The sequence below is a fragment of the Flavobacterium sp. TR2 genome, from assembly GCF_025252405.1.
Taxonomy (GTDB): Bacteria; Bacteroidota; Bacteroidia; order Flavobacteriales; family Flavobacteriaceae; genus Flavobacterium.
On record NZ_CP104307.1, the window covers coordinates 228,712 to 253,816 of the forward strand.

The following is a 25,105-nucleotide window of genomic DNA, read 5'->3' on the forward strand; positions in this document are numbered from 1 at the left end:
ATGACGAATACGAAAGAATTAAGTGTTGAGGACAAGTTAAGAGCAATATACGATTTACAGCTTATTGACTCTAGAATTGACGAAATCAGAAACGTTAGAGGAGAACTTCCTTTAGAGGTTGAAGATTTAGAAGATGAAGTTGCAGGTTTGAGCACTCGTTCAGAGAAACTGAAAGGTGAACTTGAAGTGATTGAGGAGCAAATCAAAGCAAAGAAAATTGCTATTGAGGAGCATAAAGAGGTTATTAAAAAGTACACTAAACAACAAGAATCGGTACGTAACAACAGAGAATTTAATTCTTTGACAAAAGAAGTTGAATTTCAAGAATTAGAAATTCAATTGGCTGAAAAGCAAATCAAAGAAATGAAAGCTTCTATCGAGCACAAAAAAGAAGTTATTTCTAACTTAAAAGAAAAACTTGACGCTAAAAGCTCTCATTTGAAACATAAAAAATCTGAATTGGATGCTATTATGGCTGAAACTCAGAAAGAAGAGGCTTTCTTAACTGAAAAATCTGCTGAGTATGCTGCACAAATCGAAGAAAGATTATTAGCCGCTTACAACAGAATCAGAAGCAGTGTTCGTAACGGATTGGCTGTAGTTTCTATCGAAAGAGGAGCTTCTGCTGGATCTTTCTTTACAATTCCACCACAAACTCAGGTAGAAATTGCTTCAAGAAAGAAAATCATCACAGATGAGCACTCTGGAAGAATCTTAGTTGACACTCAATTAGCTGAAGAAGAAAAAGAGAAAATGGAACAACTGTTCGCAAAATTCTAAATATCAAGTCCCGATTAAATCGGGACTTTTTTTTTTTGCTTTTTATTCGCTACAAATTCCACTAATTTCAACCAATTCTTTTTCCATCTATTAATAGTGAGAATAAAAAACGTGGTCATTTTGTGCAATTTGTGGCAGACCTTTTTTTATCTTTAGAAAAAATTTAAGTTTTGAAAATTAAAAAAGGAATTCGCTTTATCACTTTAAAATCTGTTGGCTCTTATATCAATTTTTTAAGTTATGTGCGTCCGCAAAAAGCTATGGAACTTTCTTATGCTCTTTTCAGCCAGCCAAGAATTGGAAGACTGCAAAAAGAAGCCCTTCCAAAAGTTTTGCGACATACCGAGACCGAAACATTTCATCATAACGAACACCATTTTCAAACCTATATTTGGAAAGGAAATGAAACCAAAATTCTTTTGGTCCACGGATGGGAAAGCAATGCTGCACGCTGGAAAAAAACACTGCCCCATCTTCAAAAATCAGGAAGCACCATAATCGCCATCGATGCACCCGCTCACGGACAAAGCAGCGGAAAAGAATTTAATGTTCCTCTTTATGCAGAATTCATCAATAAAGCGGTAGAAAAATATCAGCCAGAAATTATTATTGGGCACTCTATTGGTGGCGCTGCCTGTGTTTATCATCAGCACTTATTTCCAGATACGAGCATTAACAAAATGGTTATTCTAGGCGCTCCATCAGATCTAAAAACTTTGATCGACAACTATGTTTCGATGCTGAGTCTCAACACTAAAATGTTTTCACTTTTAGAAAGCAAATTTATGGATCGCTTCAATTTCAAGCTAGAAGATTTTTCGGGACAGAAATTTGCTTCAGGATTTAATATTCCCGGATTGATTGCCCATGACACTTCAGATAATATTGTGGCTTTTGCCGAAGGTAAAAAAATAGCCAGCAATTGGAAAAACAGTCAATTTATTGAAACCACTGGTTTAGGACACGGAATGCATGATGATGAATTGTATGACAAAGTGATTGAGTTTTTATTTTCAGAAGATTCAAAGTGACATAGGTCACTCATAATTCATAATTCATAATTCATAATTTATAATTCAAATAAAATGATCGCTGTAATTTTTGAAGTTGTTCCTCATGAAGGAAAGAAAGAAGAGTATCTGGATATTGCAGCTAGTCTGCGTCCAGAATTAGATAACATTGAAGGATTTATTTCGATAGAGCGATTTCAAAGCTTTACCGATCCTTCAAAAGTGCTGTCTTTATCTTTTTGGAGAGATGAAGAAAGCATTCAGCAATGGAGAAATCTTGAAATGCATCGTGCCGCACAAGCTAAAGGCCGAAATGAAGTTTTTAAAAATTATCATTTACGAATTGCAGCTGTAGTGCGTGACTACGGAATGTTCGACAGAAAAGAAACTCCAGAAGACAGTTCGGCTTTTCATGATTCCTAAAAAAGGTTCAAAGGTACAGAGGCTGAAAGCAACAAAGTTTTTTTTCAAAATCTAAAGTCTAAAGTCTGAAATCTAAAACTCTAAGATGTCTAAACTTTTGCCTATTTTTGCAGTATGGAAGAAAATTTAAAACGTCTTAATAAATTTATTGGAGAAACGGGCTATTGTTCTCGTCGTGAAGCTGATAAATTGATCGAAGAAGGACGCGTGACCGTAAATGGTACTGTTGCAGAAATGGGAACCAAAGTTTCGCCAGATGATGAAGTGCGCATAAACGGAAAATTAATCGTTGAAAAAAACGAAAAAATGGTTTATCTGGCTTTCAATAAACCTGTGGGAATTGAATGCACAACCAATTTAGAAGTCAAAAATAATATTGTTGATTATATTAATTATCCGAAACGAATTTTCCCGATTGGAAGATTGGATAAAGCCAGTGAGGGATTAATCTTCATGACCAATGACGGCGATATCGTCAATAAGATTCTTCGCGCAAGAAACAATCACGAAAAAGAATATACCGTTACGGTAAACAAACCTATTACAGAACGCTTTATTCAGAGAATGGGAAATGGCGTTCCGATTCTAGATACGGTTACTAAAAAGTGTAAAGTAGAACAAATCAGCAAATATACTTTTAAGATCATTCTAACGCAGGGATTAAACCGCCAGATTAGAAGAATGTCTGAATATTTGGGTTATGAAGTTACAGCTTTAAAACGCATTAGAATTATCAATATTTCTTTGGATGTTCCCGTTGGCCGTTATCGTGATTTAACTGATGCTGAAATAAAAGAACTCAATAAACTTATTGAACCTTCAAGCAAAACTGAAGAAGCGAGTTTTCCTAAAGTTGAAAATTCAAGCTCTGCTTCAACTCCAACTAGAAGAAAAACATTTATTTCAAAACATGATCCTCGATTTAAAAAAAGAGGAGATAATAAATAAAAAGAGGCAAATTTGTAGATTTTTTGCAAGCTTGAGAGAATCAAACTATTTGTAGCAAAAGACAAATGTTTACGGCACAAAGCTCCACAGGAGCGACATAATTTTATTCTTAAATATATGTCGCTCTCTGGAGCTTTTATCATTTGTCTTTTTATAATGCTATAAATATTTTACCTCTCTGGGGTTTTACAGCAAAAAAACTATCCTTTGAAATATTTTTTAGACTATTCTCTTTTATCCAAAAACTCATAATACAAGGCTTTTGACAAAAAGTTTGAATTTTGATAGTTCAAAATCAATTCCTCTCTTACTGCTTCTGCATATTTCCCGTCTAGGCTGTTTTGTTTGAAATATTCACGGCGAATGTCATCATTAAAATTCAATCCGCTTAAAAAGACCGGTTCTACTCCTTTATTTACAGAGATATTATAATTAGTCACCAAACTCCCCCAATTTACATAACTGCATAAAAGAACTGTTCCATAAAAATACCAGACCATTTGGTTGAAAAGATACGCGTTGGTTTTTTGCTTTCTTATCTTTTGAAACGAAACTGCCAATCCGATAATTGCAAGAATCAGAAAAGCATAAACCCCTAGCCTTTTATAAGTAAGTCCATAAAACGAAACGTATTCTGTATTTTTAGCCATAGCGCTTACAATTAGAACTACATTTAATGCCAGCCAAACTTTTGCCAGATTTTTTAAAGCTTTAGCTTTTTCATCAAAATTAAAACCTCCTTTAAAGTAAAACAGGATTACTCCAACCGCCATTAGAATTGAGAAAATAACCGCATTTACGCGTTCATGTGTGTCGGCGCTTAGATTTGTTTTCTCAATAACTTCAAAAAATTGTTCATAATTGTACGTTCCAATAAAAACTAAAAGCATAATATTTAGAAGAAACAAGGTAATTTCTCCGCTTTTTCTTTCGAAGTCCAAGTCGAGGAATGAAAATGTGCTTTGGTTTTTGACTTCAGAAACATCGCTGAAATCATTATTTAGCTTTGGATTGAATTCGTAGCAAGCATCTGGAACCCAATAATTCCAAAAACTAAACGAAATATAAAACCCTAAAATGCACATTGCAATTAATTGCGGCAGATTTATATCAAACTCATAGTCTGTAAATAGCGAAGAAAAATGATCGCTCCCAAAAGAATAAACAATAAAAAACAATCCTAAAAATAGTACTGGAATAACTACAAATGCCACCAGCTTCTTGGCAAAATCGTTATGGATTTTTCGTTCTGGAAGCCATTGTCTAAAAATAAAAATGCGTCCTATCGAAGTAAATCCGTTTAAAAATATAAGCGGAAAGATTTGCACAATTTTGAGCTCTCTCTCCTGCGTTTTAAACTGCAAAAACAAAATTGATAGTGCTAAAGCAAAAAAAGATGCCGCATCTCCATACCAAGCAAAGGCGAAACATGACAAAATAGAGGTCATGACCAAGATAAGATGCGATCTGTCTACAAGCTTCTCCTGAAAGAAATAACTAATTAAGAGCGTCAGCAAAACGCCAAAAATAGAAATATTGATTCCGACAGATTCATTGTAAAAAAGCAGTATAAAAACCGCTGTACATACGAAGATAATTTGATGTTTTTTCATGATCTTAATTTTTAAAAGTACTTTGTAATTCAAAGTTTTTAGGTAAAAAATTTTAGTTTTTAGGATTTCATTAATTTTTCGAGGTAAGAAAGGTGCTCTTTAAACGCCGCGCGGCCAAGCGGTGTTACCTGATAAGATGTTTTGGGCTTTTTGCCCACAAATTCTTTCTTAATCTCAATATATTCAGATTTCTCCAGAGCAGAAGAATGACTCGCTAAATTACCATCGGTGATATTCAAAAGCGTTTTCATCTCGGTAAAATCTACCCAGTCGTTAACCATCAGAACGGACATGATACCCAGTCTGACACGGCTTTCGAAATCTTTATTTAGTTTGTCAATAATTCCCATTCAATTATTTGTATTTTTTGAACATTACTAATCCGTATAAGATATGCAGGATTCCAAATCCGAGAATCCAGAAAAGCAATCCATATCCGATATAGAAAAGAGCAATTAACCCTAAACAAAGTTCGCAGAAACCTAAATATTTTACATCAGAAAAAGTATATTTTTCTGCATTAATAAGTGCTAAACCATAAAAAAGCAAAGTAGATGGCGCTACCAGCCCAAAGTACCCGTGATACATTAAAGCCAAACAGAACACTCCTCCTGCAAAAAGAGGAACTGCTAAATTGAACAGCATTTTCTTGGTTGCTGATGTCCATATCGGCAGATTGTATTTTCGGCTTTTTCTAATGGTAAAAAAGATGCCAAATGCAAAAGCGCACATTAAAATTCCGATTCCTATCCAGAACAATTCTGAAACTAAATTGGCAGAATATAATCTATGATCATCATTAAGATAATCCATTCCATTTGCCTTAAACAACTGGTATACATAGATTCCACCAATTAAAGCCGAAAGACCTGCGAAAACTCCCGAAAGTCCGCTTAACGATATAAATCTTGAAGAGCGCTCCATCATGGAACGAATATGTGCTAAATCTTCTTGATGCTTTTGATTCATAATTAAAGTACTTTGCGTTACAAAGTTATTATTTATTTTGAAATGGCAAGTAAAAAAATAACTTTTTTTGTTTCAACAAGACCTAACAGGTTTTAAAAAACTGTTAGGTCCCTCCGTAAAGTTGCGTGAGGGATAGGAGCTGGCTACCGAAGTAGCGCGGATAGCCCGACCCCGACGCGTTGAGAGGGCGCATAAGCGTAAAGTATGTTTGCCCTCTCAACGCGTCGGGGTCACGCCCAAAGCATAAAAACGAAAAAGCCCATTCTTAACGAACAGGCTTTGCATTATTTAAAGTTTTAGAACCATCTTCTTCTTTTGAATAGGAAGACTCCAAAGGTTGATAAAATTATTGAAACTAAAAGCAAGATCCAGATGCCATATTTGCTTTCTTCTAATCCGTTTGGGACGTTCATTCCGTATAAACTGGCAATTAGGGTTGGAATCATAAGAATGATCGAAATTGACGTCATCTGCTTCATAATATTGTTCATATTATTTGAGATTACAGAAGCGTAAGCATCCATCATTCCTGTTAAGATGTTATTGTAAATATTGGCTGTGTCCTGCGCCTGATTTAATTCGATCTCGACATCTTCTAACAATTCTGGATCGTAACTGGCTTTGTGCGCTTTAAGATTTTTGATTCTTTGAAACAAAACATCATTTGCTTTTAGCGACGTGATAAAGAATACAAAGCATTTTTCGATTTGAAGCAAGGCTTGCAATTCTTCATTTTTGATTGATTTCTCTAAATTATCTTCTGCCAGTTTTATTTTATGGTTGATTTGTTTCAAATATTTCAAATACCAAACGCTTGATGACAAAAGCAATCTTAAAACTAAATTGAAATTATCTTCTATTTCGATGTTTTTGCGTTGTGAATAAGCCACAAAATCTTTTATGATTTCTGTTTTATAAAAACTTATGGTAACAGTGATATCGTCTTTAAAAATGATTCCGAGAGGCACGGTGTGAAACGGGATCTTTACATCGCCGCTTTTTATGGGAATACGCATAATGATCAAAGTCCAACCGTCTTCGATTTCAATACGAGGTCTTTCGTCGATATCCTCAATATCATTGTAGAATGCTTCGGGAATTTGAAGCTCTTCTAATAAATAGTTCTTATCTGATTCTGTTGGAGATTCGATGTGAATCCAGCAATTTGAAGTCCATTTTTGGATTTCTACCAATCCGTTGTTGTTTGTGTAAAAGGCTTTCATTTCAAAATACAGGTTTTTAGCGCAGCATTTTGAAATTTCAAAAGCTGCTTAATTTAATACTAACGAATAATAATAATCGTCCATTTGGAGAAGGGTTATTTTTTAAAGTGCTGCAAAAGTATCCTTTATTTTTAAGAACCGAAACTTTAAACTATTAATTAAATATTAAAATGGCAGTTTGAGCGTTTTTTTAAACACTAAGAGACATATATTCTGGCTATAAAGACATTTCACTTTTTCTAAATAAACATCGATAAGGCTTAAGCTTACTATGTGAGAAACTTGTTTCTGCTTAATATCTTTTTTAGAAGCCAAGTTCTATGTTTCTATACGTTAGAAAAGTTTTAGCGCAATAAAAAAGCCTGTTCTATTGAACAGGCTTTGTAAAATATTTTGAAAAGAAATTAGTGGTTTCTCGCGCTTCTCATTTTTCTTGCTAAAAGTGTATTTTTAAGCAGCATTGCAATTGTCATTGGCCCTACTCCACCTGGAACTGGCGTAATGAATGATGCTTTTTTGCTTACGCCATCAAAATCAACGTCACCTTTAATAACGTATCCTTTTGGATTTGATGCATCGTCTACGCGTGTAATTCCAACATCAATAACGGTCACTCCTTCTTTTACCATATCCGCTTTTAAGAATTCTGGAACTCCTAAAGCTGTAATAATGATATCAGCATTTTTAGTAAATTCAGCTAAATTTTTAGTTCGGCTGTGTGTTAATGTTACTGTTGAATCTCCCGGATTTCCTTTACGGCTCATCAAGATACTCATCGGACGCCCAACAATGTGGCTCCTTCCAATAACAACGGTGTGTTTTCCGGCAGTCTCTACTTTATAACGTTCTAACAATTCCATAATTCCGAATGGTGTTGCTGGAATAAAACTTTCCATTTCAAGAGCCATTCTTCCAAAGTTTGTTGGATGAAATCCGTCAACGTCTTTGTCTGGATCGATTGCTAATAAGATTTTCTGCTCATCAATATGTTTTGGCAAAGGCAACTGAACGATGTACCCATCTAGGTTATCATCTTCGTTCAACTCTTTAATCTTAGCCAATAATTCGTCTTCTGTAATGGTTTCTGGCAAAGCAACTAAAGTTGAATCGAAACCAATTTCTTGGCATGATTTTACTTTACTTCCTACGTAAGTTAAACTTGCTCCGTTATTCCCAACCAAAACCGCTGCTAAATGAGGCACTTTCCCTCCAGCTGCTTTTATGGATTGAACTTCGGCTGCAATTTCGTTTTTAATGTCGTTAGATGTTTTTTTACCGTCTAGTAGTTGCATTTTGTTGTTTTGTTTCAGGTTTAATTTGTTTTATGTTTCAAGTTGAAAATGAAACTTAAATATTTATGTAATTAAAAAAGTTTCAAGTTTTGGCCTCTTAACTTGAAACCTTAAACTTGAAACTTTTAGTTTTATTATTTCGGCATTCCTCCTGGCATACCACCCGGCATCCCTTTCATACCTCCCATCATTTTCATCAGATTTTTTCCGCCTGGGCCTTGCATCATCTTCATCATCTTGCTCATTTGGTCAAACTGTTTCATCAGCTGGTTAACCTGCTCGACTTTTGTTCCCGAACCTTTAGCGATTCTGGCTTTTCTTTTTACGTCGATAATGGCTGGTTTGCTTCTTTCCGCTGGCGTCATCGAATAAATGATCGCTTCGATATGTTTGAAAGCGTCATCTTCGATTTCAACATCTTTCATGGCTTTTGAAGCTCCTGGTATCATTCCAACCAAGTCTTTCATATTACCCATTTTCTTCACTTGCTGAATCTGCGTTAAGAAGTCATCAAAACCAAATTCGTTTTTCGCGATTTTCTTTTGAAGTTTTCTTGCTTCCTCTTCGTCAAATTGCTCTTGAGCTCTTTCAACAAGAGACACAACGTCTCCCATTCCTAAGATACGCTCAGCCATACGATCTGGGTAGAAAATGTCAATTGCTTCCATTTTCTCTCCTGTACCTACAAATTTGATTGGTTTGTTTACAACAGATTTAATTGAAAGCGCAGCTCCACCACGTGTATCACCATCTAATTTCGTTAAAATAACTCCATCAAAGTTTAAGATATCGTTGAAAGCTTTTGCTGTATTCACAGCATCTTGTCCTGTCATAGAGTCTACAACGAACAATGTTTCTTGCGGCTGAATTGCTTTGTGTACACGCGCAATTTCATCCATCATTTCCTGATCTACTGCCAAACGACCTGCTGTATCGACGATCACAACATTGAATCCGTTTGCTTTAGCGTGTTTAATTGCGTTTTGAGCAATCTCTACAGGATTTTTATTTTCTGGTTCTGAGTAAACCTCAACACCTATTTGATCTCCCACAACGTGCAACTGATTGATCGCCGCGGGACGGTAGATATCACAGGCAACAAGAAGTGGTTTTTTATTTTTCTTTGTTTTTAAGAAGTTAGCTAGTTTCCCTGAGAAAGTAGTTTTACCAGAACCTTGAAGCCCTGACATCAAAATAACAGTTGGATTTCCTGATAAGTTAACACCAGCAACATCTCCACCCATTAATTCTGTCAACTCGTCTTTTACCAGTTTTACTAATAATTGTCCTGGCTGTAAGGTTGTCAATACGTCCTGTCCAATCGCCTTATCTTTTACTCTAGCAGTAAAATCTTTAGCAATTTTAAAGTTAACGTCGGCATCAAGTAAGGCACGACGAACTTCTTTTAAGGTATCAGCAACGTTTACTTCTGTAATTTTACCGTGCCCTTTTAATATATGGAACGCTTTATCTAACTTATCACTTAAATTATCAAACATACTATTTCTTTTATTTGAAGTGCAAAGATAATCTAATTAGATATTTCAGGCAATTTTTATTTATACGCAATTTTTTGCCACGAAGGCACTAAGACGCAAAGTTTTTGGCCACGAATTACGCTAATTTCTCGAATTGTTTTGCTCTCGCAGATTACGCAGATTTTTATTTGCTCGCAAGGGCGCAAAGTTTTTTTATTCTCCATCAATAAAATATCTGCGTAATCTGCGAGAAAAAAAACTTAGCGCCCTTGCGCCTTCGTGGCAAACAAAAAAGGCGCAAAGAAAAACCTCTGCGCCTTTGTAACTATGTACCTTTGAACCTTACTTTTAAAACTGGAAATAAATAAACGGTTGCGAACCAGCAACGGCTGTTGCGTATACAATCCAGTAAACGAAACCAAGTATTATTGCTTTTACTAATAAAGGTGTTTTGTCGAAAACCGATTTCATTCCGTTTGTGAATGTTTCTGGCAAGAAATGCCAAACATAACCGAACAGCATTAATCCGAAAACATTTTTATATCCTAATATAATCGTTTTCCAAAGTTCTGGTTCGAAAGTCAATTGGCCAATATTATTAATTACTTGCAAAGCTGTTTCGAAATCTCTGGCGCGGAAAAAGATCCAGCAGAAAACTACGAAATGGAATGTTATAAGAATTGAGAAAAATCTCCACAAGAAATTCGGGCTCTTATCTTTCTTTGAAGGGAAAAATTCCATAAATATTTTATGAACTGCCAAAGCTAATCCGTGAAGCGCTCCCCAAACAATAAACTGTGCTCCTGCTCCGTGCCACAATCCTCCTAAAAGCATTGTCGTAAACAAGTTAAAATTGGTTACTAAAGTTTGTTTTATTTTACTTGAAAGTAAAAATGACAAACAGAAAACCACAATACTGCTTCCAGCAATGATGAGCGGAATTACACTTTCATTATAACAAGACATTCCCCAAAGCAATAATCCAAAGAAAAATAAACTTGGAAACAAAAATCCTGCGAAAGATCCTTCGCGATTTCCACCAATCGAAATGTATAAAAAGTCTTTCAACCAAGTAGAAAGCGAAATGTGCCATCTTCTCCAGAAATCGGTAATCGAAGTTGATTTATATGGAGTTCTAAAGTTGGCTGGCAATTTAAAGCCTAACAATAATGCAATACCAATTGCCATATCTGAATATCCAGAAAAATCGCAGTAAATCTGAATGGCATATCCGTACGAAGCCATTAGGTTTTCGAAAGAAGTATAACTCATCGGCGTATCAAAAACACGATCGACAAAGTTTACCGATATGTAATTTGAGATTACAGTCTTCTTAATTAAACCTCCAATAATCAAAAACAAAGCATTGTTTACATCTTGTTTCGTCAGGTTTAATTTTTGATATATCTGAGGAAGGAAATCTTTTGCGCGCACAATTGGCCCAGCAACTAACTGCGGGAAAAACGAAACGAAAAATAAATATTCGATGTAGTTTTTTGTCGGCTTAATTTCTTCACGATAAATTTCAATAATGTAACTCATTGACTGAAACGTGTAGAACGAAATTCCGACAGGGAGAAAAACATCATGAAGTGCAAAATGACCATGAAACATATCATTGTAAGTCACAATCAAGAAGTTCATGTATTTGAAATAGCCCAAAAGCGCCAAATTCAAAATTACACTAATCACCAGATACAGCTTTTTAACTCCATCTCTGCTTTCTCTGTAAATAATCTGGCTCAAGCCGTAATCTACAACAGACGAAAGCAATAAGAGCAGAAAATAAATTCCGCTTGATTTATAATAAAAGAATAATGAAAAGAGAATAACATACGTTAATCTCAAATAAAATGTTTTGCGTAAAAACCCATACACAAAATAAAAAACCAGAAATAAACCTAGGAATAAACCGGTATTAAATAAAAGTTTTTCGTCGGGATTATAAACAAACCAACTCTTAACTTGTTCTATTGTAATTGCACCAAAGTTTTGAATAAACCAATTATTAATGCTTTCTATTGTTGTCAACTTACTTCTTTAATTTAAAATTATCGTATGATTTTAAAAACGCTTGAGCAAACAAATCTCCTTGTTTCTCGTATCCTTTTTTTGAGTAATGAACCCAGTCTGGTCCAATTAACCCTTGCACTTTTAATTGTCTGATTCCGCTCATGCCTCCAAATTCGTCGTACAAATCCCAAACTGCAAGACGATCTTTTTGAGCTATATCAATAATTTGTCTGGTATAATCATTAATATAATTATTGGGTTTTCTTCTCAGCAATGATGGCGGAGGCGTCATTACAATTATTGGCGCATCTATTTTCTGTGCTCTTACATTGCTAATAAACTTACGTAATTCTTTAATATAATTTTCTGCATCTAAGTGATCGTAACTTTCATTTGTTCCTAATGAAAAAACCAAAAGATCGGGATGCAACGATTTTAACTGTTCAAAAAACAGCGGATATTTATTGTAATCTGAATATTTCGCCCCGTTTACCCCAATTCCGCTATAAATAATACCTGGAGCATCTTTTTCTAAAACAATTCCGTTTAACTCATAATCTTTTGCCTCTTTGTTCGGAATCAAGAAAATTCGGCTTAAAGCGTTTTCTGAATTATAATAATGCGAATAAGCATCTGATTCTATTGCTAACGGAACAAATTCTGACATTGAAATCGTCTTAGGCCTTGTTTCGTTTGTTGCAATTTTTAATGTTCTTCCTGCTCGAATATTATTAGATTTTAAGCGATTGTCTCTTTTTATATCAGCAACCGAAACATTGTATTTATCAGCAATTGTTCCAAGCACTTCACCTTTTTTAATTTTATGCGTGATAACTTTTCGTTCTGTTGTCTGAATAGAATTGATTTTAGACGAAATGGCCAAATCGAACATATTCTGATTCTGAGGCGTAATAATTTTTATTGTATTGAATTTATACGCTGGATCTTTTACGTTCATCTCCACTACAAATCCGCCAGAATCTCTCCAAAGCCCAATTCCGCTTAACCCAACCGGACATTGCTTAAATGGGTGAATATTTCTATAGCTTTCCCAAGCTCTGTTCGATTTAAAACGTTCGTTATAAGATCCGTTTGTTTTGGCCAATTGATACGGAAAAACCAAACCGCGGCCGGCATTTCCAAACCTTTGCTGCAGTTTTTTCCTGATTTCATTGGTCATTAAATCGCTTTGAATATGCGAATCTCCAATATGCACAATATTGATTTTTTGATTCTTCTGATCTTCATTTTTTTCCAGCTTCTGGAAAAAATCGCTTATCGCTTTTGCGTTATAAATCTGACCATCAGAAGGCGCATCAATTGCTGCTGTATCCACTTTTTGAATCATACTTTTAGTTGTTGGCTGTATGTACTTTTGGGGGGGATTTTCATTTGTCGAGAAAAAAAGGCAACAAAAGAAAACCATAAGTTTGTTTATCATACACTGTCTTTTGTTACTGAAACAGAATCGGGTCTGGCTCTTTTTACTGGTTTTGGCTTAGTCCCTTCAACATCTCTTTTTTGTCTGAGAACTTTATATTCTTCGTATCCTTTATTTAATTGTCCATAAAGCAAATTGCCAATTGCTTTTGCTCCGCGCTGATTAAAGTGCGTATAATCTTTGTTTGCTTTTGCTGGAGTTTCATCAACCCACTTAATCATAGAACCGTCTCCTCCCATCAAAGTATACAAGTTTACAAATCCTGCATGAGTTTCTAATGCATAGTGTTTTTGCGCTTTCATTAAAGGAACTACAGCCGAATCGGTTTTCATTTCTAAATCATATTTTGTCGATTTATCGGCAGTTGAAACAATTAAAATAGAAACCCCTGGGAAAGATTCTTTTATTTTGTTTACGGTTTTTGTCATTCCTTTTTCATACCAAGAATAATTTTTGGTTCCGTAATTCAGAACATTCGTTCCATAGTGAAGAATAATCAAATCGTATTTTAAGCTATTATTAAAAGCTCTCATCACGTCTGCATTGAACATCGAAATTGGAAGTCCTGAATTTCCTCTCTGCGAGAAATTATCAACATGAACTCCACTTCCGTTATCAAAATTAAATCCGTAAATCGGAATAGAATCTGCTTGAACAAAATTTGCTTTAAAAGCTTTTAAACTTCCTGACGAAACTTTCAGTGTGTTCACGAGATTATTTGGCGAAAGGCTTTTCTTAAGCGTATCTTTTCCTATAATAAAATTGACTTTTCCTGTTTTAGCAGAACGCCCATAAAATAATGTTGCATTATCTAAAGAGGTAGAATATTTGTTAAGTCCGGCTTCATATTGAACCCAAGTTGAATTGGATTTATCATTTGCAAAAAACACGTGGCCGTTAACTCCGAAAGGACTTGTTGGTCTTTTTACATTTAAGTAAGACTGCGTTTTCCAATTTTTGGAATAGGTTGATTTTACAGAACCTCTTGAGGCTGCAGATTCTGAAGTAATAGACACAAAACCAACACCATTTCCACCAAAACGTTCCTGATAATTGGTACGAACGTCCTGAACAATCAAATCGCCATCGGTCATAGAATCTCCATAGTAAGCGATTCTAACCTTATTCTGCGGATTTTTTTCTAACTGATACAATTTCTCATAAAAAGAAATCAGATATTGATATCCTTTATAATTTTCGAATGTTTCAGCAGGAAACTCAATTCCTTCGGTTTCATCAAAAACAATTTTCTGCTGATTCAGTTCTTTTTCACTTGCAGCAATGCTGTCCTTATCCAAAGAAAGAGAATCTTGGGCAACAGATTCTAAAAGCAGACTATCTATTAATATATTTTTAGAATCTAACTTACTCTCAGAAAATATTTTGTCCGGAAGGATTTGCTTAAATCCAATAAAAGCAACAACCGCTAAAGCAACGATCGCGAAGGACTGAAAAAAATAAGATTTTGTATTCACTTAATAATTATAAAAAAATATGAAGAACTGCATTCAAAAACTAAACCAATAAATAATGGATCACTTGCTGCAGAAAAAATTTGTGCAAAGATAGAATAACATTTTGTTTCTATTTAATTTTAACAAGAAAGTAGAACAAAAAAAGAGGCTAGAAAAATTCTAACCTCCTTATCAAAAAAAAATAAAAAAAACAAAGCTAATGATTAACTAGATTTTGATGCCGAAACATTTTTAAGTTAAAATGAAATATTCTTTATAATCTTTAGATTTTTTCATTCTTGAAATTATTTTAAAAGAGCATATTGGAATGTTGGGTGACCTCTTTCCAAATCAGCTTTTGCACCGCCAGTAAATTTCAATTTATAAACATTTCCAGCAGGATCTTTAACTACAAAGAAACGATCTGTTTTTAGCACAAATTGAGTAACTGGATTTCCATCAGGACCTACAACACTTGTACTTCTCCAATTTGATCCAATATTTCTTTGGTCTGCAGTAAATTTAGCATTATCAACATTTGCCAATGTAAAAGCATCATAAGTAAATGCAGAAGTTAGAACTTGATACACTTTTGCATTACCGTTTAAGTTACTTGTCACATAATCTGGATAGAAATATGGCACTGTTGTTGCCCCATTAGGAATAACGTTTACGAAAGTTGTAAAGTTAAGGTCCCATTGATTTTTTTGTGGCTCAACATTCACTACTTTTTTATCGATTAAGCTTAAGAATGTAAAATTATAAGCACTATTTTTAGAAATTACAACTTCTTCGTGAGTTGTTGCTGCAATATCAGCATATTGAACTTTGTAATCGCTTCCGCTTCTTAAAACTCTAATTTTTTTCCATCCTCTTGTTTCTCCACCAACCGCACCTTCTTTTCCTAGAGCTGGCGCAGTAGCAGCAGGTTTGTTACCTAAGTAAAGTAAATATACTTTGTTTTCAGAATCAGTTGCAGAAATTGCAGCAATAGCAGTTTTTGTAATATCTCCAGCTGAATCATCAACTTGATTAGAAAATCCTGTTCCTTGAGCAATAATCATAGTTTCATCTGCAACTTGAACTTCATCAATATTAGTGCTTGTTAATTTCTTTGCTGCCATTTTTACAGAGCCATTTAATACTACTCTAAAGTCTGAACCAGAATAAAATCCTAAATCCCAAGAATTTCTAGCAACGTTTATCATTTTCCCGCTGCTTAAATCAACATAAACTTGATTTGGCTGTAATGGACCGCCAACTTCAGGCGCTAAAGCCGTTCCTAAAGAAGCTGTTTCATTAAAATTTAGCTGAATTGTTTTGTTTCCAGAAATTTGAGCTCCAAAAGAAGTTCCTGAAATAGTGAAAACTACATTTTTCACTTCAGTTCCAGTTGCGCTTTTGATTTTATTAAAAGTAAACTCAACTGAAGTTGCACCTTGTGCAAACGGAATAACTACTTTTTTGGCAGTAGCCGCAGGAGTTGTAGTATAATCTGTAGTATAGGCTACTGCAGTTTCTGTAATATCAAGCGTAATTGTTCCTGCAGCTGGAGCTGCTTTAGAAAATTTTATTTGAACTGGTGTTGCGTCACTTGTCAAATTGTATGAAGCTTCAGCAAATGCAACAGCTACATCTGATTGCTGGCCATCATCGTTACTATTACAAGCTGTAAAAGCCAGTAAAACGAAAGAAAGAATTAAAACGAAGTTCTTTTTCATGGTATTTATATATTAATTAAAATTTAGGTTATACGTAAGTTTAAGAAAATAAGAGCGGCCGTATCCAAGCATCATAGCCGATACACCTCCTCCTCCATGCGCGCCGCCAGTAGGCCCGCCACCACCTTGTGTAATCTGTACATTGGTCACATTAAATATGTTACGTGCTCCAATTGTAGCTTCAAATTGATTTTTAAAGAATGATTTTCTAATAGAAGCGTCCATCCAGCTGTATGGCTTAATTTCGTTTAAATAAAACGCTGCATTGCCATTGCCATCAGTTCCGGTAGCAAATTGCTGCTGCTGTCCGTTGTATTTGTAATAAAGTGCAAATAGGGTGTTCCATTTAGGAATATTGTATGATATACTCGAATTTAACTGCAATGAATACAAGTATTTATCATCTGAAGTAATATTCAATTCGGCCAAATCAAGTTTTTGCGAAATCCCAACTACAGCTGCTCCCACTTTTAAATTCCAGTTTTTATAAGCGAATTGTTCTGTTGTCGAAATATTCCACATTTTATATTTGTTGATATTGATGTATTTGTATTTCGAAGGAGTAATTTGAGTTAATACCATATCAATTCTATCATCGACATCCAAAAAAGTCACTGCTACATTATTAGCAACTTGCAAACCCGATTTAAAGTTGCATAACCTCTTAAAACTCACTTCATACGAAGTACTGTTTTCTGGAACCAAATTTGGATTTCCCTGCACATTATGATTTGAGTCAACAAAATAGGTGTATAATTCATCAAAATTTGGCGTACGATATGATTTACCCAATGAAGCTCGGGCTTCTAATCCTTTCTTGAAAAGATATTTCAGTCCTAACGAACTCGCATATTGGTTTTCAAAAGCAGACTGAAACGAATATCGAAGACCCGGACGAATAGAAAATTTATCTGTTAAACTAATTTCGGCAACCGTAAAAATGTCATAATTTTCTAGTCTTTTTCTAACATCTTTAGACTGAAGCTGATCGTCTAAAAATGTTCCTGCAGCACTATTATAAAACCCATTTTCGTTCGTAATCTCATAGCCAAGCTGAAAATCGACTTTTTTATTATTAAAGAAGTTGCTTAGAGTTCCTGTAGAATAAAGAACTTCTTTAGACTGATATGTAAATCTGTTATTGTTTGATTCTTGCTTAGTCTCCATCTGATAATCAAACAACTCTGCATCTCGTTCCTGTTTTTGATGTGAAACGGAAACATTATAATTTAACTTAGAAAAAAGTTTCCCATTTGCATTCAAATGATGATAAAAACGATTTGTGATGTAGCGTTTATCTCTTGCGAAATAGGTTTCTGGAAAAGGGTAATTATCTTGAGGAACTAAAACTGGACTATAATAGTCTACATTTTCACCATAGTAATCAAACTTGTAAAAAATCTTAAAATTAGTTTTTTGATAGCCTAACATGGCATTACCAACCCATTGCTCTTTCGGCAGCCAGCTGTATCCTCTTAAACCATCATTAACACTATAATCTTTTCCCTGCTTATCATCATAAAAACCTTTAAAATTATTATGATTTCCGCCAAGATTAATAAACCAATTATCATTGAAGTTATGTCCAACTTTTGCAGACTGAATGTGTCGGCCTTTATCAGTCAACGAATATTCTTTGCCTACTGTTTCTTCTTGAATAGTTGCACTGATGTCCCATTTATTAGGCCCTCCTTTTTTTGTGATAATATTTAAGATACCACTTACAGCATTAGCCCCATGAGTTACTCCCATTGAACCTTCAATAATTTCGATGCGTTCTACATCGTCAAGATTTACCTGCGTCAAATCAACATTAGTCCCCATTCCTGTATCACTCACTAATGGAATATTATCTACTAAAATTTTAAAGTACTGCGAATCTAATCCGAACATTGAAACCGTTGAACGCCCGTCACTTCCACTATTCTGAATTGTTATATTCAGATACTGATTCAAAACATCTGAAAGATTATTTGCTGCCAATTGTTTAATGTCCTCTTTAGAAATCACGCGAACATTAAAAACAGATTTCTTAATCGATTGTGGCTCTAATTGTCCTGTCACAACAACCTCAGAAAGTTTTTCCTTAGAGGCAATACTGTCTTTCTGCTGAGCATAAGAGTATGTACAAAATAGAAATCCAGCAAAAAGGGTAAATTTAATTTTCATTATTTTTATTCAGTCTTAATAATCGAGGCAAATATATAACTATTTTTAATTGTTCTAAATTAAATTTATATATTTGCGAAAATTTTAAAAACAAAACAATAAGTTATGATTTCAAAAAGCCTTTTTTTGTCAGCCGCTATGGCTTTAACATCTAGTCTTGGTTTTAGTCAGGACAAAAAACAACAAGACATAAAATCTATTAAATCGATGTGTGGTTGTTATGAGGTAAAGTTTAATTTCACAGAAACTTTCTCTTATCCAAAAGATTCTCTTACTTATAAGCCTTCTGAAACAAAACACGAATCTGCTTTAGAATGGGTAGAATTATTGGAAGATACTCCTAACAAAATTGTAATGCAGCATTTATTGATTGTAAGTGACGATATGATCATCAAACACTGGAGACAAGATTGGCTATACGAAAACACAGACTTATATTCTTTTGACAAAGGCAATTCTTGGAAATACAAAAAATTAGACAAAAAAGCGGTTAAAGGTCAATGGACTCAAAAAGTATATCAAGTAGACGATAGCCCGAGATACGAAGGATCTTCAACTTGGGTACACGTTGATGGGCAAGATTATTGGGCAAACGTTGCCGATGCTCCGCTTCCAAGAAGAGAACAAACAAAACGTAACGATTACAATGTTTTGAAAAGAAGAAACATTCACGAAATCACTTCTACAGGATGGAACCATGAACAAGACAATGATAAATTAGTTCGTGATGATGCTGGAAAAGATGTATTGCTAGCGCAAGAAAAAGGATTTGATGTTTACACTAAAGTTCCTGATGTAAAATGTATTGCTGCTCAAAAATGGTGGAAAGAAAATAATGCTCTTTGGAAAAACGTTCGTGACAAATGGCAGACTCTTTTTGACAGACATCAAGATTTAAATCTAGAAGCAAAAGTAGAAAGAAAAGCCTTGTATTCTCTTTTATTTGACTTAAAGCCAAATGCAACAAAAGCAGAATCTGATGCTATTATCGACAAATTCGTTAAAAAATAAAAAAGCATAAAAAAACCACCAGCAATGCTGGTGGTTTTTATTATATAGTAATGAGACAACAATTAGTATATTGTTAATACCCCACCGTTTGTAAGTGTTAAACCATCCGAAAAAGTAGCAACAAAAGCCAAACGGATTGTTTTGCTTCCTGTACCACTAAACGCAGGATTAGAGCTTAATGCAGAAGAATTAAATAAAGCAGTTGCTCCATCTTTATCTACTGTTGCATCTGCTACCTTCGCTCCAACGACCACAGCACCAGAAGCTGCTGTATCATTATGAATCTCAAGCGATTTAAGTGTTACACCTTCTTTTAAAAATGTGTAAATAAAAATAGGTTTCCCTAAATCTGTACGCAAAAATTTTGCATCAGCAGCTGTCCTAACTGGATTCGTGCTTGCTCCAAGCACTGGCCTTCCGCTTGCTTGTGGCATTGACCTATCATCACCAATATCATTACTGCAAGAAGCAAATACCACAAATAAAACCAATAAAGAAAATTGTTTTATATATTTTTTCATGTTTTTCATTTTAAATATTATTTATCCCAAAAAAGTGGAGTATATAAGAAGTCTCCTCCAATTGCAGCTGCTGCAGCCTTATAATTGGTAGGATTTAGAGTTTGCTCTCTAATTGGGTAAGTCATTCTTACAGGAACTTGACCTTTAGCAGCTGGGTCAGCAGTAGCCGGTGCGGTAAGTGCTGGAAAGTTTAATCTTCTTGCCGAAGTCCATCCTTCAAATCCTCTATTATACGAGGCATACCAAGCTTGCTGTCCAATTTTTTGCTGCCAAGTAGGTGCTGCGGTAACATAAGCAACAGCAGGATTGGCTAAATAAGTTGTAATACTAGATTGAGCTACTCCCCAATCCTGCATCGAAGCAGTAATTGCATCATTATAGTACGCTTCAGCAGTACCTCCAACAGCAACACCTCTTTCTACAGCTTCAGCCAATAAAAATTGAACTTCTGCGTAATCTAATAAAGTCGCTGGAAAAGTTGGTGCCTGAATTGCATCACTGACATGAGTAAAACTACCGTAACTATTTTTGACACCCGGCACTCCTCCTACATATGGCATTTTGTTGCTAGCAAAATACGCTACTCTTCTCGGATCATTTAAAGCATTCAAAGCATCAACAAATGGTTTGGCAGGTACAAAATCATGTCTTCCTGAGAATACCATATCTACATAAAGTGGATTTGTGTTTGGTAAAGCATTCATATAAACAACCTTTGCATTATCTGCATTAGAAGTAAAAGCTCCCTTTGCCGCTGACGTAATTGTAGCATCAGCCAAAGTATTGTTTAGCCCTGATGCCTTAAGATTGATTCCCAACTGTAATTTGATGCTGTTTGCAAATTTCGCCCAGTGTGACATACTATCGCCATAAAGAACATCGGCAGCACCAAATCCTGCATGGCTAACGTCAAGATTAGCAATATCCTTATCTAATCGAGCAATAAGATCTGTATAGATATCAATTGCTTTATCATATTTAGGCAAATAATTATCAGATCCTTTAGAAGCCTCTGAATAAGGAATATCTCCAAAAGTGTCCACTAAAATTTTAAAATCGTAAACAGTCAAAATATCAATTAATATCAATTGATTTTTCTTAACTGCTGTTTTTGCAGCAAAATCAGGATCGTTTGAAGCAATTACTGACTCAGTCAAATATTTTTTTGCTTTCGTTAAATCACCAATCGGACCTGCAAAATAGGCAGTCCAATGACTATCAGAAATCTTTCTGGTAGTCCAGTTATAGTTGGTTTCATCTGTATAAGTTGTTTCCGTCCACTGCTGATTTACTAATCTGAAAATATTTCTGTTAACATTTGTATTTGTTACCTGATCTGCAGTCGTTTTAATTGCACTTGTAAACAAAGTATACGCAGGCACCACTTCTGGATTTTTCTCGTTTTGATTTAAATCGGTTAGATTGTCCTCATTACAAGATATTGTGAGAATCAAAATTCCCAAAGCATATATAATTTTTTTCATCTTTCTCTGTATTAAAATTTAAGCGTTAAGTTAAACCCAATATCTCTCGTTGTAGGCAATGATCCTGTAGAGTAACCTCTCGATTTGCTACCTGATGACAAGCCACTTTCTGGATCTGCATAAGGCAAGTTTTTATGGATGATCCATAAATTAGTTCCTAATAGGCTAAACGTAGCGTCTTTTATAAAAGTTCTGGCTAACCATGGTTTTGGGAAATTGAAAGACACAGAAACTTCTCTCAATTTAACGTAAGAAGCATCATAAACAAAAGCTTTGTTAGGCGCTGCCGTATAACCATAATTATTAGAAAAAGTACCCGGATTTACAACTGCCATAGTATTTGGGGTTCCATCAGGTTTAACACCTTGATTTACTACACCCGTTTCTCTAATATTGCCAACAGCAGTTTCTTTATACAATCCAGTTGCAAGACCATAATACATATCTAAAGAAAAAATGTCTCCACCATGCTGGGTATCAATTAAAAATCCTAACGACACATTTTTATAGTTGAATTTATTTCTGATACCACCGATCCAGTCTGGATTTATATTTCCGATTATTTTATCTGCAGTTGGAGTAATCATATATCTACCAGTAGCCTGATCAACAGTTGGCTGTCCATTAGTATAAACATAATCAGTTCCTTTTAAAGCTCCGTAAGGCTCGCCTGGAGTTGCATTAGAAGTTACGCCCCCTTGGAAAGAAGCTAATTGTAGATTTTCTAATCCGTTAGGCAAAGAAACTACAGCGCTTCGGTTGTTTGACCAGTTTACGACAATATCCCATCTAAAATCTTTTGTTTTTATTGGAGTTCCTGTTAATTGAACTTCAAAACCTTTATTTTCTATCGTACCACCATTAACCACTGCATCCGTATAAGTTGAAGCAGAAGATACTGCAGCCGTAACAATTTGATCAACTGATAGCGTTTTGTAATACGTAACATCAAAACCTAATCTATTATCTAACATACTTGCTTCTAAACCAAACTCAAAAGATTTTGTTCTCTCAGGTTTAAGATTAGGGTTTCTATTTACAGATGTTCTTTCATCCATATTGCTATAAACAGGCTGCTCGTGGAAATTAGAACTTCTTGTGAAAGTATTTATTAACTGCAACGGTAATGCGTCATTTCCTACTTCAGCATAATTGGCTCTTAATTTTCCAAGGTTCAACCAATCTGCATGCAATAAATTAGAAAATACAATTGCACCAGAAATAGCCGGATAAACATAAGAGTTATTTCCTTTTGGCAAAGTAGAAGAAATATCTCTTCTTACAGAAGCATCAATAAAATAGGTGTTTTTATAACCTAACGAACCTTGAGCATAAATACCATTTACGCCAATATCATTTTTAGTTTCTCTTGGGAAAGGAAGTGCATATCTTGAATTTGATAATGCATATACTTCTGGAACTACTAAACCTCCAATTGTCGACGACAATACATTATCATTATGCTGTCTTCTAATATTAGACCCCAATACTCCTGTTAAACTCAAATCTTCTCCAAATTTTTTATTGAAGTTCAACATTAAATCATAATTGATTTCTTGATAATTTAAATCATTTCTTTGGTAGCCTGAAGTTTCATCTACTGGAGACAAACCAAATCCTGAAGCAACAGATCCAATCGCTCTGCGTTCTTCTTGAAGCTGTTTATTAGAATCCAAGGAAACTCTACCCATTGCTGATACCCAAGGAGCAATCTCATAGTTAAGAGAAGCATAACCAATAAATCTAGTTTTATTGTCTGAAGAGTAGTTTTTGTAACGTGTAAAATATGGATTATCCCAATAAATAGGCACCAAACCATCAACACTTGTAGGATCTGCTAAATTCCATGTAGCATTTTGTCCTCCAGAATTGAAATAGGCATCTTTCTGAGCTTGCACATCAGTATTGACCTGCCACCACTGACGGAAAGACCCTATGATATTATCACTATATCCAGTTGAGTTTCTTCCAATTGTGTTTTGTAAAGTTACTGCTGAGTAAATGTTAGCAGTTAATTTATCTGTAATTTTTTGGCTGAAACGAGCACTTAACTGATTTCTTTTCAACTCACTATTTGGCAATATACCCGTCTGATCAAAATTTGAATAAGACAATGACAAAGTAGATTTTTCTGTTGCTTTTTCAAAAGCAATACTATTTGTAAAAGTATGCGCTTGCTTAAAAAAAGTTACAGGACCATTCTTAGCCGCTTGCCATGGAGTCGCTTTTCCGTAATTAGGAGAAGATGGCGTAAAAGCATCCCATTGATAAACAGGAACTCCATTAAACTTATCTCCGTAAGAAGCATCATTTGAAGTATCTACTGTATCTGGATTTCCAGCTCCTAAAAATGAAGTTCCTAATCCATAACCTGAGCCATATTTATTCTGGTACTGAGGAAAAGTAGATTTATCAATGCTTCCATTTGTAAAACCACTAGATAAAGTAAGACCAATAGAATTATCTGTTTTAGTTTTTCCTTTTTTAGTAGTAACCATAACCACTCCATTTGCAGCTCTTGAACCATATAAAGCAGTTGCCGCAGCACCTTTAAGGATATTGATCGATTCTATATCTTCCTGATTAATATCTGACGCTCCGTTACCGTAGTCATAACCTCCTCCTCCTGTCTGTTGGCTTGAAGCATTAGAGTTTGTGTTATCGATTGGCACACCATCAATTACCCATAAAGCTTGATTGTTTCCTGTTAATGACTTATTACCACGAATTACAACGTTTGTAGAACCACCAAAGTTAGTATTTCTTGTGATTTCTACCCCTGCCGCTTTTCCTTGCAAAAGATTCGCAACGTTTGACGTTGGCGCCCCACCATTTAAATCAGCTCCTTTAATTTGTTGTGAAGCGTAACCTAGAGATTTTTTTTCTCTTTTAATACCTTGAGCAGTTGTAACCACAACCCCTTCAAGTTCTTGTGCAATTGCAACTAACTTCACATTAAGTACAGATGAGCTAGCAGTCACTTCTTGAGTTTTCATTCCTACATAGCTAAACACCAGTAGATCGTTAGGAGTAGCTTTTATAGCAAACTTACCATCAAAATCTGTTTGAGCTCCAGATTTTGAACCTTTAACCAAAACACTAACACCCGGCATTGGCATCCCTGAGTTGTCAGAAACTGTTCCAGTCACTTTTCTTTCTTGAGCAAAACTAAATTGTGCAAGAAAAAGAAAAAGCATTGTGAATACTTTTAATTTTTGTTTCATAAGATTATTCTTTTTAAAATTATGTAGCGAACATATTACAAAAAAATAATTTTAACAAGAATTTTAGAACATTTAACATTAAATAATATAAATATTACCTTACAATAATCACATATAGGGTTTTAACTTTTAAAATAAAAAACCGCCTGGCATTAAAGACCAAACGGTTTAGAACCTTAACCATAATTCTCTAAAAGCGTACTAATTCAAAATAGTTAATAATGATATAAGGAAATATCTTTTACTTATTCAAATACTTTTCTTTCTTACAACAAAAAGCTCTTCTTATTATTTGAATCAAAATTACTACAGAATTAGACTACAAAAAATA

Annotated in this window: 19 protein-coding genes; 5 read left to right on the plus strand and 14 right to left on the minus strand. The window is 34.7% G+C overall.

What is annotated here, in order from left to right; all coding sequences use genetic code 11:
• From N4T20_RS01110 to rluF, 4 genes are all read left to right on the plus strand, one after another.
• A complete protein-coding gene (locus tag N4T20_RS01110; RefSeq protein ID WP_260671325.1) occupies positions 1–780 on the plus strand; it encodes a zinc ribbon domain-containing protein in 780 nt (259 codons plus the stop codon).
• Positions 781–950: 170 nt separating this feature from the next.
• The gene (locus N4T20_RS01115) at positions 951–1,811 is read left to right on the plus strand and encodes an alpha/beta fold hydrolase (protein WP_260671326.1); all 861 of its coding nucleotides are present in this window, start codon (positions 951–953) and stop codon (positions 1,809–1,811) included.
• A gap of 54 nt (positions 1,812–1,865) precedes the next feature.
• Positions 1,866–2,213, plus strand: a complete 348-nt coding sequence (locus tag N4T20_RS01120; protein WP_260671327.1) for an antibiotic biosynthesis monooxygenase — start codon at positions 1,866–1,868, stop codon at positions 2,211–2,213.
• 114 nt (positions 2,214–2,327) lie between these two features.
• On the plus strand, positions 2,328–3,161 hold the full coding sequence (gene rluF / locus N4T20_RS01125) for a 23S rRNA pseudouridine(2604) synthase RluF (protein WP_260671328.1): 834 nt from the start codon (positions 2,328–2,330) through the stop codon (positions 3,159–3,161).
• Positions 3,162–3,385: 224 nt separating this feature from the next.
• Here rluF and N4T20_RS01130 read toward each other — a convergent pair whose 3' ends face one another.
• The 11 genes from N4T20_RS01130 to N4T20_RS01180 all read right to left on the minus strand — a co-directional run bounded on the left by N4T20_RS01130 (position 3,386) and on the right by N4T20_RS01180 (position 18,534).
• Positions 3,386–4,774: a DUF4173 domain-containing protein gene (locus tag N4T20_RS01130; protein WP_260671329.1), complete on the minus strand. Its 1,389-nt coding sequence runs from the start codon at positions 4,772–4,774 to the stop codon at positions 3,386–3,388.
• Positions 4,775–4,833: 59 nt separating this feature from the next.
• Positions 4,834–5,124: a winged helix-turn-helix domain-containing protein gene (locus N4T20_RS01135; protein ID WP_008464519.1), complete on the minus strand. Its 291-nt coding sequence runs from the start codon at positions 5,122–5,124 to the stop codon at positions 4,834–4,836.
• A 4-nt stretch (positions 5,125–5,128) separates the two neighbouring features.
• On the minus strand, positions 5,129–5,743 hold the full coding sequence (locus N4T20_RS01140) for a hypothetical protein (RefSeq protein ID WP_260671330.1): 615 nt from the start codon (positions 5,741–5,743) through the stop codon (positions 5,129–5,131).
• A gap of 296 nt (positions 5,744–6,039) precedes the next feature.
• Positions 6,040–6,966 carry a magnesium transporter CorA family protein gene (locus tag N4T20_RS01145; protein WP_260671331.1) on the minus strand — a complete coding sequence of 309 codons (927 nt, stop codon included), beginning with the start codon at positions 6,964–6,966 and terminating at the stop codon, positions 6,040–6,042.
• A 404-nt stretch (positions 6,967–7,370) separates the two neighbouring features.
• Entirely contained in the window at positions 7,371–8,258 is an 888-nt protein-coding gene (locus N4T20_RS01150) for a bifunctional 5,10-methylenetetrahydrofolate dehydrogenase/5,10-methenyltetrahydrofolate cyclohydrolase (RefSeq protein WP_260671332.1), read from the minus strand.
• 134 nt (positions 8,259–8,392) lie between these two features.
• On the minus strand, positions 8,393–9,757 hold the full coding sequence (gene ffh / locus N4T20_RS01155) for a signal recognition particle protein (RefSeq protein WP_260671333.1): 1,365 nt from the start codon (positions 9,755–9,757) through the stop codon (positions 8,393–8,395).
• 327 nt (positions 9,758–10,084) lie between these two features.
• Positions 10,085–11,767 (minus strand): MBOAT family O-acyltransferase, encoded by a 1,683-nt coding sequence (locus N4T20_RS01160; RefSeq protein ID WP_260671334.1) that lies wholly within the window; start codon positions 11,765–11,767, stop codon positions 10,085–10,087.
• A 1-nt stretch (position 11,768) separates the two neighbouring features.
• Positions 11,769–13,097: a GDSL-type esterase/lipase family protein gene (locus tag N4T20_RS01165; protein WP_260671335.1), complete on the minus strand. Its 1,329-nt coding sequence runs from the start codon at positions 13,095–13,097 to the stop codon at positions 11,769–11,771.
• An 89-nt stretch (positions 13,098–13,186) separates the two neighbouring features.
• A complete protein-coding gene (locus N4T20_RS01170; protein WP_260671336.1) occupies positions 13,187–14,665 on the minus strand; it encodes an SGNH/GDSL hydrolase family protein in 1,479 nt (492 codons plus the stop codon).
• A 284-nt stretch (positions 14,666–14,949) separates the two neighbouring features.
• On the minus strand, positions 14,950–16,365 hold the full coding sequence (locus N4T20_RS01175; protein WP_260671337.1) for an HmuY family protein: 1,416 nt from the start codon (positions 16,363–16,365) through the stop codon (positions 14,950–14,952).
• Positions 16,366–16,377: 12 nt separating this feature from the next.
• Positions 16,378–18,534, minus strand: coding sequence for a TonB-dependent receptor plug domain-containing protein (locus N4T20_RS01180; protein ID WP_260671338.1), 2,157 nt, complete (start codon positions 18,532–18,534; stop codon positions 16,378–16,380).
• Positions 18,535–18,639: 105 nt separating this feature from the next.
• Here N4T20_RS01180 and N4T20_RS01185 point away from each other — a divergent pair, with 105 nt between their 5' ends.
• Entirely contained in the window at positions 18,640–19,545 is a 906-nt protein-coding gene (locus tag N4T20_RS01185; protein WP_260671339.1) for a DUF6607 family protein, read from the plus strand.
• Between the two features lie 62 nt (positions 19,546–19,607).
• Here the strand turns inward: N4T20_RS01185 and N4T20_RS01190 are convergent, their stop codons facing one another.
• The 3 genes from N4T20_RS01190 to N4T20_RS01200 are packed head-to-tail and all read right to left on the minus strand — an operon-like array spanning position 19,608 to position 24,774.
• Complete coding sequence (locus N4T20_RS01190) at positions 19,608–20,066, minus strand: hypothetical protein (protein ID WP_260671340.1); 459 nt, start codon at positions 20,064–20,066, stop codon at positions 19,608–19,610.
• Positions 20,067–20,083: 17 nt separating this feature from the next.
• The gene (locus tag N4T20_RS01195) at positions 20,084–21,550 is read right to left on the minus strand and encodes a SusD/RagB family nutrient-binding outer membrane lipoprotein (protein WP_260671341.1); all 1,467 of its coding nucleotides are present in this window, start codon (positions 21,548–21,550) and stop codon (positions 20,084–20,086) included.
• Positions 21,551–21,561: 11 nt separating this feature from the next.
• Positions 21,562–24,774: a SusC/RagA family TonB-linked outer membrane protein gene (locus tag N4T20_RS01200; protein WP_260671342.1), complete on the minus strand. Its 3,213-nt coding sequence runs from the start codon at positions 24,772–24,774 to the stop codon at positions 21,562–21,564.
• Between the last annotated feature and the right edge of the window lie 331 nt (positions 24,775–25,105).

Bases quoted from the DNA above. Each gene is read 5' to 3' on its own strand.
- N4T20_RS01110 (WP_260671325.1), top strand. From the start codon at position 1: ATGACGAATACGAAAGAATTAAGTGTTGAGGACAAGTTAAGAGCAATA.
- N4T20_RS01120 (WP_260671327.1), top strand. From the start codon at position 1,866: ATGATCGCTGTAATTTTTGAAGTTGTTCCTCATGAAGGAAAGAAAGAA.
- rluF (WP_260671328.1), top strand. From the start codon at position 2,328: ATGGAAGAAAATTTAAAACGTCTTAATAAATTTATTGGAGAAACGGGC.
- N4T20_RS01130 (WP_260671329.1), bottom strand. From the start codon at position 4,774: ATGAAAAAACATCAAATTATCTTCGTATGTACAGCGGTTTTTATACTG.
- N4T20_RS01135 (WP_008464519.1), bottom strand. From the start codon at position 5,124: ATGGGAATTATTGACAAACTAAATAAAGATTTCGAAAGCCGTGTCAGA.
- N4T20_RS01140 (WP_260671330.1), bottom strand. From the start codon at position 5,743: ATGAATCAAAAGCATCAAGAAGATTTAGCACATATTCGTTCCATGATG.
- N4T20_RS01145 (WP_260671331.1), bottom strand. From the start codon at position 6,966: ATGAAAGCCTTTTACACAAACAACAACGGATTGGTAGAAATCCAAAAA.
- N4T20_RS01150 (WP_260671332.1), bottom strand. From the start codon at position 8,258: ATGCAACTACTAGACGGTAAAAAAACATCTAACGACATTAAAAACGAA.
- ffh (WP_260671333.1), bottom strand. From the start codon at position 9,757: ATGTTTGATAATTTAAGTGATAAGTTAGATAAAGCGTTCCATATATTA.
- N4T20_RS01165 (WP_260671335.1), bottom strand. From the start codon at position 13,097: ATGATTCAAAAAGTGGATACAGCAGCAATTGATGCGCCTTCTGATGGT.
- N4T20_RS01175 (WP_260671337.1), bottom strand. From the start codon at position 16,365: ATGAAAAAGAACTTCGTTTTAATTCTTTCTTTCGTTTTACTGGCTTTT.
- N4T20_RS01180 (WP_260671338.1), bottom strand. From the start codon at position 18,534: ATGAAAATTAAATTTACCCTTTTTGCTGGATTTCTATTTTGTACATAC.
- N4T20_RS01185 (WP_260671339.1), top strand. From the start codon at position 18,640: ATGATTTCAAAAAGCCTTTTTTTGTCAGCCGCTATGGCTTTAACATCT.
- N4T20_RS01190 (WP_260671340.1), bottom strand. From the start codon at position 20,066: ATGAAAAAATATATAAAACAATTTTCTTTATTGGTTTTATTTGTGGTA.
- N4T20_RS01195 (WP_260671341.1), bottom strand. From the start codon at position 21,550: ATGAAAAAAATTATATATGCTTTGGGAATTTTGATTCTCACAATATCT.
- N4T20_RS01200 (WP_260671342.1), bottom strand. From the start codon at position 24,774: ATGAAACAAAAATTAAAAGTATTCACAATGCTTTTTCTTTTTCTTGCA.